Source organism: Niallia sp. XMNu-256 (assembly GCF_036670015.1).
Classification (GTDB): domain Bacteria; phylum Bacillota; class Bacilli; order Bacillales; family Cytobacillaceae; genus Bacillus_BD.
On the sequence record NZ_CP137636.1, the window covers coordinates 2,834,819 to 2,847,255 of the forward strand.

Here is a 12,437-nt window from a genome sequence, read left to right on the forward strand (position 1 = left end):
GCAGTGGTTGTTTTTCTATATTCAAAAAAAAAATACATCCATATTAGGATGCATTTTTTTGTTATTTATTCCGATTTAATGACAATTGTACTAGCAATTAGATCATGCAGGCCCTGTTTCTTTTCTGTAAAAGCTACCATAATATATCCAATACATAGAATTCCAGACAGAAATGACATAGCCACATACCGACCAAAGGCTCTCCAAAATGTGATACGATTTCCATTCCCATCGATTACTTTTAATTTTAATAATCTTTTTCCAATTGTTGCTTGCCATTTTGAAGAATGAAGTCCAGCAAAATAAGCAACAGTTACAATGAAACTAACGATCATCGTAATGATTAATGCTGTATAATACGCACCCATAACAGAAAGCATTTCAGCATCGCTATACATATAATTAGGATCATACATCATATAATAAAAAACGTCTGATGTTCCTAAGAAAATAAAAAAGATAACGGATGTCAATAACCATAAAGGAATACTTAAAATAATGGAGTCAATTACATAAGCTCCTACCCGAATCCAAAAACCTGCATAGACTGATGTTACTCCTTCATTCGAATGATTTTCTAAAGTTGTATTCATCATAGACCCCCAATTAGAGATTCATTAACGCTTATTAACTTATTAATATGCCTTTATTTGTCTCCCTAGACCATGATAAAAAGCCAGGCACCAAAAAAAAGTGCCAGCAGCAGCCAGCACTTTTACTTTTGTATTATTATAATCCACCTTTATATTTACCATCATTTTTTGATGCTTTTTCTTTTTTAGCTTTATTTTTATGAATCTTATTTGTATTAGCACTGCCCATTTCATGAGCGAATTCTGAGTCGATTACACTTGAGTCAAAACCTTTTTTATTTTTTTGCTGTGGATCATTCTTTTTATTTCGTTTTGCCATCAAAAAAACCTCCTTTGCTCTACTATTAGTGTGTTTCGGAGGCTTTTTCTTTATGCGATTTTACATTTTCCAATATTTATATAAAGCATGTGTACCGCTATTTTCTTCCCCATTATTTGCTAAACGCTCGTACATATCCTTCGCGAGGGAAAGTCCTGGTGTATCTAGTTGCATTGCTTCTGCTTCTTGTAAAGCTATATTCATATCTTTTATAAAATGTTTTATGTAGAATCCAGGTTCAAAATTTTCGGCTAACATTCTTGGCGCAAGGTTGGAAAGAGACCAACTACCTGCTGCTCCTGATGAAATGCTTTCTAACACCTTCTCTGGGTCAAGTCCTGCCTTTTCGGCATAAATGATTGCTTCGCACACCCCGATCATATTAGTAGCTATAGCAATTTGATTGCACATTTTTGTATGTTGTCCAGCCCCAGCTTGACCTTGATAGACAATATTGGTTCCAAGCAACTTAAATAGTGGGAGGATTTCATTATAAACAGATTCATCTCCACCGACCATTATCGAAAGTCGTGCTTCTTTTGCCCCTATATCACCGCCAGAAACAGGAGCATCCAATGCATAAATTCCCTTCCCTTTTGCTTCTTCATAAATCTTTTTTGCTAATGTTGGAGTTGATGTTGTCATATCAATTACATAGGAACCAGGATTCCCATTCTCAATGATTCCTTGTTCCCCGAAATAAGTTTCTTCCACATCCTTTGGATAACCAACTATTGTAAATACAACATGGGCTTGCTTTGCAACCTCTTTTGGACTCGTTGCCCATAAGGCGCCCTCTTCCAATAACTCTAATGCCTTTTCCTTTGTGCGATTGTAAACAACGATAGAATACCCAGCACGAAGTAAGTGCATCGCCATGCTTTTTCCCATCACACCCGTTCCAACAAACCCAATGATTGGACTTCTCTTACTTAGCATTTCAGTCTCTCCCTCCATTATTTATTATTATCATTGTAACATTTGCATTGAAAAGATTTTATATTTGAGAGGTAAAATTTGTTAAAAATGCTTTAGCGATCACTTCATCATTGCTAATAATTTCAACCGAAATCGCTTTTTCATCTTTAATCATTTTTTCAATCTCAAATACATGAAGGTCTACAAGCATTGGGATCGGATCCATATAAATAAAAAATTCTTCCCCTTGTGATACATCTAGTGTTTTTCCATTCGGTACTTCCTTCGAACCGTAAATAATTTCTTCACCGCCAAGGGCAGCAGCTAATTCCTCATCATGAATCAATACTTTTACTTTATACATCTTTTCATCAGTGAAAATCTTATCATTTAATTTAAATCGAAACTCCAGTTCATTTTTATTATTCAAATGCGCTTCTGCATATCGGTTAATAATGGATGGTTCATCTGAAATACATCCTCCCAATAATAATAAAGAAATACAGAAATTTGCTATTAAAAGTATTTTTCTTCTCATATTTTATCACTCCTCATTAAACACTTTAGTCAATGAAAAGCCTAAATAAACTATAGAATTTAAAAAAACCGACTGATTCTACAGCCGGTTTTTGTTATATTTTTATTATTTCTGAGATATAGCCGAATCAACTGCCTCAACCACTTCAGCAGTCGTGCTCATTTGCAATGCTCTCTGTGCTAATTCTTCCATTTCCTTTTTAGATAGGCGAAGAATTTGTGATCGTGCTTTTAAAATAGATGTAGCGCTCATTGAAAACTCATCAAGCCCTAGACCTAGCAATAATGGAATAGCCGTTTCATCCCCTGCCATTTCTCCACACATACCAGCCCACTTACCTTCTTTATGAGCTGCATCAATCACCATTTTAACGAGTCGTAAAATAGCTGGACTGTATGGCTGATAAAGATAGGATACGCGTTCATTCATTCGGTCTGCAGCCATTGTATATTGAATCAAATCATTCGTACCTATACTAAAGAAGTCTACTTCTTTTGCGAATTGGTCTGCCATCACAGCAGTTGAAGGAATTTCTACCATGATTCCAACTTCAATAGAATCTGAAACTCCGACACCTTCATTCACTAGTTTTTGTTTTTCTTCTTCTAAGATCGCTTTGGCAGAGCGGAATTCATCCAGGGTTGCAATCATTGGAAACATAATTTTTAAATTTCCATAGGCACTCGCACGAAGTAATGCTCTTAATTGTGTTCTGAATAAGTCTTGTTCCTCCAAGCATAGACGAATGGCACGGAACCCAAGAAATGGATTCATTTCCTTTGGCAGATTCAAATAAGGTAATTCCTTATCTCCACCAATATCAAGAGTACGAACAACAACAGGTTTACCCTCTAAGCCTTCAAGAACAGCTTTATAAGACTCAAATTGCTCGTCTTCTGATGGAAGTTCATTTCTACCCATATACAAGAATTCAGTACGGTATAAGCCTACCCCTTCACCCCCATTATTGATCACGCCATCTAAATCATTAGGAGTTCCAATATTTGCGACTAATTCAACTTGGTGGCCATCAGCTGTTACGGTTTTTTCGTTTAATAACTTTGCCCATTCAGCCTTTTGAGTTTCATATTGAGCATGTTCTTGTTTATATTGTGCGATGATTTCTTCCGAAGGGTTAATATGTACTTCCCCTTTTAATCCATCAACAATAATGACATCACCGCTCTTTATTTCTTCTGTTGCGGACTTTGTCCCAACTACAGCAGGAATTTCCATTGAACGAGCCATTATCGCTGAGTGTGATGTTCGGCCGCCAATATTCGTTGTGAACGCTTTAACGTATTTTCGATTTAATTGAGCTGTATCTGAAGGTGTTAAATCTTCTGCAACAATAATGGCTTCTTCCGAAATCATACTTGGGTTAATAATTTGAACCCCTAATAAATGTGACAAAATCCGTTTTCTAACATCACGAATGTCCGCGGCTCTTTCCCGCATGTATTCATTATCCATTTGTTCAAACATGGTAATGAACATGTCGGTAACTTCTTTTAAGGCCTGTTCAGCATTTACCTTTTCTGTTTTAACTTTATCTTCAATCGGTGTGATCATTTCTGGATCATTCGCAATTAATAAATGCGCTTCAAAAATAGCGCCTTTATCTTCACCAAGTTCAACATTTGCTTTATCACGTATTGCCTCAAGCTCTGCTTTAGATGTAGCCAGGGCATCATGTAATCGCTTGATTTCTTGATCAGTATCAGCGACCTCAGTCTTTTTAAAGGACAAGTCGGGCTCTACGAGTCGATAGGCTTTGGCGATAGCAATTCCACTTGAAGCAGCAATTCCTTTTAAAACAGTCATTTATTGAGCCAACCCTTCATTAATTAATCTCTCTTCTAACGCAGAAAGGGCTTCTGTTTCATCGTTTCCCTCTGCACTTATTTTAATTGTAGCACCTTGTCCAATTCCTAAGGACATGACACCCATTATTGATTTTAAATTTACCTTTTTATCTTTATACTCAAGGTTTATATCACTATTAAATTTGCTAGCAAGTTGTACTAACAGTGTTGCCGGTCGTGCATGAATACCTGTCGGGTCAATTACTGTAAATTGCTTTTCAACCATAAATACAACTACCTCCTATATTTTCGACATATATGATAAAATCATAACACTTTCCAATATTGCTCAACAAATATTATATGTATTTTTATCCTAAGTCCTAATTTTCAGTAACGTAACCGCTTACAGATAACTCATAATTTTTTTTATCCACATCAGTGCCTATACCCCTATTAACAAATAAGGAGATCAATTGTCAGATCCCCTTTCTAACTTCTCGGTTCATTTAAATATTGATACAATACATCTCCGCCTCTTTGAGCAATTCCACGGTAATGTTTGAAATCCTTTCTACTCACAAGTACTTTACGAAAAGATAGGAATTCTTCTTTTGAAATTAAATACTCTTTTAACTCGCCACTTTTTAACTTGTCGAGTATCGTAACAGCCATTTCCTCTGTCATTACAGCATCACTCCCTTTAATTCATTATATTAAAGAAAGTTAGGTAGTCAAAGTATCAAAAAACCCTTTACGAATAAACAAATATAGTGCAAAATATTACTAATATAAAAAATATTATAATTATTTATATAGGGGGAAGATGACAATTTTGAAAATAGCTGAGATAGGAAATATTATTGAATTTAAAAATGGTTTACAAGGAATCGTTGAAAAGGTAAACGAAAACTCTGTAATTGTTGATCTTACGTATATGGATAATTTTATGAAATTAGATTTAGAATCAAGAACAGTAGTTAATCATAAAAACTATAAAATTATAAAATGACCTCCAATAAAACTAGACGAAGGCTGCCTATTGAGTAGGCAGCCTTCGTCTAGTTTTATGATTTTGCTTCATTTGATAATTCTTTAAGCGACTTTACTTTTCCATGAGGTTTCTGATCCTGTTTCCGGACCGTCCACTCTCTTTCTTGTTGACGTTTTGATTGTGACATATTTTTACCCCCTTTTCTATCCTTTTGATCGTTCGATCACTTTTATCTTTTGCCTTTTTTATATTTTTATTTTTCTTTTTGCCCTCACATATAAGGAACAGAATTAGGGAAAAATGATGTTGCTTGCATATGCCTTTTGGGCTCTTATCCATTTCTACCAGAATTCTATATTTTTTGGTAAAATGGTGACAAAGGGGAAAGGAGTTTTTTTGTGAATAAGATAATAGTTGATTATCGAATTTTAATAGGCTTCATTATTGCCCATATCCTAATGTACTTAACCTTTCAAGATAAAGCTACTTTTTGGTATATGTTTACAGGTGCTATGTTAATTTTAATTAGCTACTCTATCTTAAATGAAAAAGCTGATGTTCATACAACTTTCATTAAAAATACGTTTTATGGTATTCTTTCAGGATTCGTTCTTTTTTTTATTTTTTTGTTAGGAAATCTTACGATTGAATTTTTCAATATTCCGCTAAAAAGGGAAATTACTGGATTATATAGATACTTTGCCCCATCAAGCTTTTGGCATTATCTCATATTGTTTCTAGTCATTGTCCCTGGGGAGGAAATCTTTTGGAGAGGATTTATCCAAAAAAGACTAGAAAGAAAGCACGATGTTCGTTTCGCGATCATCCTTTCTACTATCCTATATGCATCCATTCAAATCTACTCAGGTTATATCATACATATTATTGCTGCTTTATTTGGTGGAATTTTCTGGGGGGCACTATATTCATGGAAAAGGAGCATTCGAATAAATATTATCTCTCACATCGTCTTTAGTGTTTGTCTATTTATTCTATTCCCTTTTAGATGATCATTTAAAGGATTAGCTCATCTATTAATAGGAGGAATACTATGTTTAAACAATTGAAATATTTCTCTATGCTATTTATGGTATCAATCATGTTAGTTGCTTGTGGAACAAGCAATGAGACGAACTCGACAGATCCTAACAATGAAGAAAAGAGCCCTGCTACAGAAATACAAATTAGCTATCATCTGAATGAACAGTCAGTAGTAGATACAGCTTCCTGGATAAAAAGTGATAATCAAAACTTCGGCCTTTATGTACTACCTGCATATGAGCTAAGTGCGGAAGAACCAAATAATGATGTCGTTTATTTCAAAGAAAATGATCTACATATGATGAGGATTCAGATCGTTACTAGCAATTCAGACTGGGAATCATTAAAAAAGAATACAATCGAACAATTAGAGGCTTCACTTAACGAAGAAGTTGAAACAGTAAGCACACCAGCAGACTTTTCAAAAAACACTACAGTCCTACAAACAAAGAACGACCGCGAATTAATAACTGCTTATTTAATTCCGAAAAATGATCATATGATTAAGTTAACCATCTTTACGCAAATTCAAGATAACCATCTAGACGCTTTTGTTCAAATGGCTAAACATTTAAAAGTGAATTAATCAATACAAAATGAGGTGTAACAATGTTTACACCTCATTTTGTACTTTCTGGTTTCATCCACAATAAAATAATAAACAACAAACTAATATATCCAAAAAGTGGATATAAATAAGAAAGAAGCCGACTATAATCAAATTGACTTAATAATAAACAAATTGTAAATATACCTGTTACAATCAACAGTTTTGGAATATTGATATATTGTTTAATTTGCTTTTCAAGACCATATACATTCCCAATAATAGAAGTGAAGATTTCTCCATAGATAATCAATACATAAACGGCAAATAATCCAGGTGCTAAGTTTTTCATTATAATCGCCATTGGAATTTCAAATGAGGCGAAATTAGGTAACATCACTAAAGTCATATGACTAGCTAGTAAAATGACCGTTAAGGCTATTCCACCTAATATTCCACCTCTTTTAATTGCTTTCGTATCTTTAATTTCGGATGCAATTGGCACTAGGACGGCTTGTGATAATGATAAATTAAACGCCGTATAGGAAAAAGGTGAAACAACTGCTGACCATCCATCTTTTACATAAGGAATGTATAGAACTTGGTCTATAAAATGAGGTTGTTGGATGGATAGAGAAAATAAGATTAAACAAAAACCAATCATCAACGGAACTACAAAAGTGTTAACAGCAAATAAGGCTTTCGTTCCAACAATCATAACTAAAAACGAAAAACCAATGGTTAGCATGATCCCAATCATTCTTGACAGTTCTAATTGTTCTTGAAATACAGCCCCTGCCCCTGCTAGCATAACCGCACTAACGCCAATAAGCATAAATAAGGTTAATCCATTGATAACTTTTCCAAATGACTTTCCGAATAAAAATTCATTAAATTCCTCATAAGATTTCGCATTAATTTCGGCTGAAATAACCATGATTTTCGTCCCTAAAAAGACAAACATATAACCAGCCATTAACATTCCTACTAATCCAATAAAACCATATCTCGAAAAAAACTCAACAATTTCCCTACCTGTTGCAAATCCCGCTCCAACAACTGTTCCTACATATACAGCAGCTACTTGAAAAGCAGAACTCCAATTTGTCTTCAACTGCTTTCCCCTCCTAATTCACTATATGTAGGTTCGGACAAACAAAGACGAGCTTTTATCTTATATATATCTATGATAAAGAACAGAAACTGACAAATTATCGATATAATTCCACAAATTTCATGAACAAAATACTTGAAAGTCAAAATTGGTCAGACTATAATAAAGACACAAAGATCAAATATAGTCAAAGTCAAAACGCTTACGAAAGGAGAATGTATATGCTTTGTCAAAATTGCAAACAAAAAAATGCAAATATAAATATGAAATTTGTAGTAAATGGTCAAGAATCATACCTGCATCTATGTCAAACATGTTACCAATCACAAAAACAGAACTTTAAAAAAACATTTGGTCCTAGCATGAAGCTTGGTGAATTTGGTGGACATCATTCATTCCCATTGGATGAATTACTGCAACAAATGAATCAACCACAGCAATCCAACATGCAATCAAAAAATAGTGGATTTTTGGATCAATTCGGACGAAATCTAAACAATATGGCTAAAGCCGGTCTAATTGATCCGGTGATCGGCCGTAATGAAGAAATTGAAAGAGTCATTGAAATATTAAATCGTCGCAATAAAAATAATCCGGTTTTAATCGGTGAACCAGGCGTAGGGAAAACAGCAATAGCTGAAGGATTAGCCTTAAAAATAGAAGAAGGAAATGTACCAGCTAAATTAAAAAACAAAATTGTCTATTTGTTAGATGTTGCATCATTAGTGGCGAACACAGGGATTCGCGGTCAATTTGAAGAACGAATGAAAGAACTAATCTATGACTTACAAAATCGGAAAAACATCATTCTATTTGTAGATGAAATTCATTTACTGGTAGGAGCAGGCTCTGCAGAAGGTTCCATGGATGCAGGAAATATCTTAAAACCTGCCCTTGCCCGCGGTGAACTTCAATTAGTAGGCGCAACTACCTTAAATGAATATCGAAAAATTGAGAAAGATGCAGCTCTAGAACGACGCTTTCAGCCTGTTTTAGTGGCAGAGCCAACTGAAGAGGCTGCAATAGAGATTCTCAAAGGTCTACAACCTAAATATGAGAACTTTCACCAAGTCTCCTATACTGATGAGACATTAGAAGCTTGTGTCAAATTATCTAATCGCTATATTCAAGATCGTTTCCTTCCTGATAAAGCAATTGATTTATTGGATGAAGCCGGGTCAAAGGTTAATCTTTCAAGCAATTATACGTCTATAAGTGAGATTGAAAATAGATTAAAGGAAATTGCACAGGAAAAAGAAGCTGTTTTAAAAAATGAGGAATACGAGAAAGCTGCAAAACTACGTGAAGAAGAAAAACAGCTTGAACAAGCCTTAAATAAATCAAGTTCTACTAAACATCCTGTTGTAGGAGTTGAAATCATTCATGAGATCATTGAAAAGAAAACGGGCATTCCAGTAGGCCAATTACAGCGTGATGAACAGATAAAAATGCAAGACTTACAAAAAAACCTTTCGTCAAAGGTAATTGGTCAAGTCGAAGCTGTCGATAAAGTAGCAAAAGCGATGCGCCGCAGCCGTGCCGGGTTAAAATCCAAACACCGACCAATTGGTTCTTTCCTCTTTGTTGGACCAACTGGAGTTGGGAAGACAGAATTGGCTAAAACCTTAGCGGAAGAATTATTTGGTACTAAGGATGCAATGGTTAGACTGGATATGAGTGAGTATATGGAGAAACATAGTGTTTCAAAAATTATCGGCTCTCCCCCAGGTTATGTCGGTCATGAAGAAGCAGGACAATTAACTGAAAAAGTCCGCCGAAACCCCTATTGCATTATCTTACTCGATGAAATTGAAAAGGCTCACCCTGATGTATTACACATGTTCTTACAAATCCTTGAAGATGGACGTTTAACTGATAGCCAAGGCAGAACCGTAAGCTTTAAGGAATCTGTTATTATTATGACAAGTAACGCAGGTGTTGGCGATCGGAGAATTGAAGTTGGATTTGATAAAAATAATTCAGTGAACGAATCAACTATCCTTCAATCACTTGGGCAATATTTTAAACCCGAATTTCTTAACCGCTTCGATCGTATTATTGAATTTAAACCTTTAGAAAAAGCTGACCTTCTTCAAATTGTTGATCTAATGCTTGATGAGTTAAATGAAGGCTTACAAGAACAACACTACACATTGACCGTTACAAATGAAGCAAAAGAAAAGCTAGTCGAATTGGGTTATAATCGAACATTTGGTGCTCGCCCACTGAGAAGAGTGATTCAAGAACAACTAGAAGATAAAATTGCTGATTATATTCTTGAGAATGGAACAACAGGTGATTTGTTAGCAGAGCTAGAGGCTGATCACTTTGTAATCAAAAAGAAATAGTTCTTTGGAACAAAAAGAACCGCCTCTAAAAAAATGGCGGTTCTTTTTGTTTAATATTCTTTAATGGATAGACCGATTCTCTTTAATAATTCAATGGCTGTCTCTCTCTCATCTTCTGTAAGAACGGACATAATTCGTTCAATTTCATTTCGATGAGAAGGAAAAACTTGCTGTATCAATTTCATTCCTTTATCCGTTATCTGAGCAAATGTTACTCTGCGATCATCTGGACATGGAACACGTCTAATGTATTCCTTTTTTTCTAATTTATCAATGACATAAGTCATACTTCCGCTTGCGAGAAGAATTTTTCCGCCAATTTGCTGAAGAGGCTGATCCCCTTTGTGATACAACAACTCTAAGACAGCAAATTCAGTTGGATTTAGCCCATACCGTTGAATGCGTTTATTCACATGTTCGTTTACAGCGCGATAAGCTCGAGATAGAACAATAAATAGTTTTAATGATTGTTCATTTTGTTCAGAACCCATAATTTTAACCAATTCCTTTTAATGATAATTATATTATTGCTTATTATCTATAATAAGATAATTTTTTGCTTTCTTCTATTAAAATTTAATTATAAGAAAACGTTTCTACTCTGTCAATTTGATATTATTCACGGCTTCCATAGAAGTTTCACTAACATTCTTATGTGTTTCTGATATAATTAACCATATCAGAAAAGTTGGAGCAAATGAAATGAAATATAAAACCAACCGAATTATTTTATATATTTTAATTGTCTTTTTGCCTATTGCTCTTTTAACGGGATATTTTTCAATCAGAATATTTCACTTGGATTCATTAGAACGACAAGAAGAAGCAAAAAGAATGGCAGAAATCCATGAAGATAATTGGAACCAGTTTATTGAACAAACGGATACAATACAAGACATATTATCCTTATCGATTATTTCGGTGAAAGAATCAGTTGATCAGGTTGATAGTCTTTTACAAAAAGGAACTCGTCTTGACCCACGCTATGCTGGAATGTTTTTATTAGACCAAAACGGTCGTGTCATTCATGGAGATGATTCCCTTCTCTTAAATACAAGTTTAAACAGTCAACTATATATAAAAGAGGTTCTTGCTACAAAAGATACTATTATTTCTGATCAACCTGAAAAATTTAAGAATGGTCAGAACGTAATCGGTATTGCTAAGCCTATAATTGAAAACGATGCGGTCGTTTTTGTGATTGTCTCATATTTTAAACCTGATTATATCAAAAACGTAATGCAAACAACATTTCCAAATAAACACTTTATAATTACAAACTCAAAAAAGGAAATGGTAATGGAGATTAACGCCCCTGGAAATAAAACTGAATCTGAAACGTTCTTTACTTTAGCAATAGACAGAATCCCTTGGGAAGTTCATGTCTCCATTCCCCCTGCTAATCATACTAAATTGCTAAATATGATTATTGGCATTGGGATGATCTCGGCAATATTTTTCAATTTAATCTACTTTCTTGCCGTTTTTATGATGCAACGTCGTATTGCGGTAAGAGAAAAGAAACAAAATGACTTACAGAAATTAGAATTACTCGGCACTTTTGCAGCAAGTATTGCTCACGAAATTCGAAATCCTTTAACGGGAATAAAAGGTCTTATTCAGCTTTTAAATGAAAATCATAGGAGCGATAAAGAGAAAGCCTATTTTTCTATTATCGATCAGGAAATAAATCGGATTAATGAAATTGTAAACGAGTTTCTGATTCTTGGAAAACCTTCTATTGTCAAAACCGATATCATTGATCTAAACAACATTATTAAAGAATTAATTCCATTGATCGAATATGAAGCTAAGAAGAGTAATCATACACTAACCACACTCTTTCCTGAAGAAACATTATATATAGAGGGCTCCAAGGATCAAATGAAGCAAGTATTATTAAATATTACAAAAAATGCGCTTGAATCGATGACGGAAAATGGCGCAGTTACAATCAAACTCCAAGCTGTAGTAAATGAGGTTTATTTATCTGTAACGGATACTGGACACGGGATTTCTCCAAAACAAATGAAAAAAATCTTTACCCCCTTTTATACATCAAAAGAAACTGGAACAGGCTTAGGACTTATTATCTGTAAGAGAATTATTGAAGCTAGGAATGGAAAAATTGAAATTAAGAGTGAACTCAATAAAGGCACTACTATCACCATTAGGTTACCGATTGCCAATTATAACTAAGAAAACCTTCTTGACAATTGT

The 12,437-nt window shown here is 34.4% G+C and carries 15 protein-coding genes; 5 read left to right on the plus strand and 10 right to left on the minus strand.

The features are described from left to right. Positions 1 to 65 precede the first annotated feature (65 nt). From R4Z10_RS14350 to R4Z10_RS14380, 7 genes are all read right to left on the minus strand, one after another. Complete coding sequence (locus R4Z10_RS14350) at positions 66 to 593, minus strand: RDD family protein (RefSeq protein ID WP_338469981.1); 528 nt, start codon at positions 591 to 593, stop codon at positions 66 to 68. A 136-nt stretch (positions 594 to 729) separates the two neighbouring features. Next, positions 730 to 912 (minus strand): hypothetical protein, encoded by a 183-nt coding sequence (locus R4Z10_RS14355; protein WP_338469982.1) that lies wholly within the window; start codon positions 910 to 912, stop codon positions 730 to 732. Between the two features lie 60 nt (positions 913 to 972). Beyond that, positions 973 to 1,851, minus strand: a complete 879-nt coding sequence (locus tag R4Z10_RS14360) for an NAD(P)-dependent oxidoreductase (protein ID WP_338469983.1) — start codon at positions 1,849 to 1,851, stop codon at positions 973 to 975. A gap of 58 nt (positions 1,852 to 1,909) precedes the next feature. Continuing rightward, entirely contained in the window at positions 1,910 to 2,368 is a 459-nt protein-coding gene (locus R4Z10_RS14365; protein ID WP_338469984.1) for a hypothetical protein, read from the minus strand. A 105-nt stretch (positions 2,369 to 2,473) separates the two neighbouring features. Beyond that, positions 2,474 to 4,192 carry a phosphoenolpyruvate--protein phosphotransferase gene (gene ptsP, locus R4Z10_RS14370; RefSeq protein WP_338469985.1) on the minus strand — a complete coding sequence of 573 codons (1,719 nt, stop codon included), beginning with the start codon at positions 4,190 to 4,192 and terminating at the stop codon, positions 2,474 to 2,476. After that, positions 4,193 to 4,459 carry a phosphocarrier protein HPr gene (locus tag R4Z10_RS14375; RefSeq protein ID WP_338469986.1) on the minus strand — a complete coding sequence of 89 codons (267 nt, stop codon included), beginning with the start codon at positions 4,457 to 4,459 and terminating at the stop codon, positions 4,193 to 4,195. 206 nt (positions 4,460 to 4,665) lie between these two features. Then, the gene (locus tag R4Z10_RS14380) at positions 4,666 to 4,860 is read right to left on the minus strand and encodes a hypothetical protein (protein ID WP_338469987.1); all 195 of its coding nucleotides are present in this window, start codon (positions 4,858 to 4,860) and stop codon (positions 4,666 to 4,668) included. A gap of 148 nt (positions 4,861 to 5,008) precedes the next feature. Here R4Z10_RS14380 and R4Z10_RS14385 point away from each other — a divergent pair, with 148 nt between their 5' ends. Next, positions 5,009 to 5,185: a DUF2187 family protein gene (locus R4Z10_RS14385; RefSeq protein WP_338469988.1), complete on the plus strand. Its 177-nt coding sequence runs from the start codon at positions 5,009 to 5,011 to the stop codon at positions 5,183 to 5,185. A 55-nt stretch (positions 5,186 to 5,240) separates the two neighbouring features. Here the strand turns inward: R4Z10_RS14385 and R4Z10_RS14390 are convergent, their stop codons facing one another. Beyond that, entirely contained in the window at positions 5,241 to 5,354 is a 114-nt protein-coding gene (locus R4Z10_RS14390; RefSeq protein WP_338469989.1) for a DUF6254 family protein, read from the minus strand. A gap of 211 nt (positions 5,355 to 5,565) precedes the next feature. On the opposite strand from R4Z10_RS14390, the gene R4Z10_RS14395 reads away from it, so the two are divergent. Together R4Z10_RS14395 and R4Z10_RS14400 are read left to right on the plus strand one after the other, a co-directional pair. Next, positions 5,566 to 6,177 carry a type II CAAX endopeptidase family protein gene (locus tag R4Z10_RS14395; protein ID WP_338469990.1) on the plus strand — a complete coding sequence of 204 codons (612 nt, stop codon included), beginning with the start codon at positions 5,566 to 5,568 and terminating at the stop codon, positions 6,175 to 6,177. A gap of 41 nt (positions 6,178 to 6,218) precedes the next feature. After that, positions 6,219 to 6,794 (plus strand): hypothetical protein, encoded by a 576-nt coding sequence (locus R4Z10_RS14400; RefSeq protein WP_338469991.1) that lies wholly within the window; start codon positions 6,219 to 6,221, stop codon positions 6,792 to 6,794. 34 nt (positions 6,795 to 6,828) lie between these two features. Here R4Z10_RS14400 and R4Z10_RS14405 read toward each other — a convergent pair whose 3' ends face one another. Beyond that, the gene (locus tag R4Z10_RS14405; protein ID WP_338469992.1) at positions 6,829 to 7,869 is read right to left on the minus strand and encodes a hypothetical protein; all 1,041 of its coding nucleotides are present in this window, start codon (positions 7,867 to 7,869) and stop codon (positions 6,829 to 6,831) included. Between the two features lie 221 nt (positions 7,870 to 8,090). Between R4Z10_RS14405 and R4Z10_RS14410 the strand changes: the two genes are divergently transcribed. Then, the gene (locus tag R4Z10_RS14410; RefSeq protein WP_338469993.1) at positions 8,091 to 10,217 is read left to right on the plus strand and encodes an ATP-dependent Clp protease ATP-binding subunit; all 2,127 of its coding nucleotides are present in this window, start codon (positions 8,091 to 8,093) and stop codon (positions 10,215 to 10,217) included. Positions 10,218 to 10,267: 50 nt separating this feature from the next. Here R4Z10_RS14410 and R4Z10_RS14415 read toward each other — a convergent pair whose 3' ends face one another. After that, the gene (locus R4Z10_RS14415; protein ID WP_338469994.1) at positions 10,268 to 10,708 is read right to left on the minus strand and encodes a MarR family transcriptional regulator; all 441 of its coding nucleotides are present in this window, start codon (positions 10,706 to 10,708) and stop codon (positions 10,268 to 10,270) included. 211 nt (positions 10,709 to 10,919) lie between these two features. Between R4Z10_RS14415 and R4Z10_RS14420 the strand changes: the two genes are divergently transcribed. After that, positions 10,920 to 12,416, plus strand: a complete 1,497-nt coding sequence (locus tag R4Z10_RS14420; protein ID WP_338469995.1) for an ATP-binding protein — start codon at positions 10,920 to 10,922, stop codon at positions 12,414 to 12,416. Positions 12,417 to 12,437 lie beyond the last annotated feature (21 nt).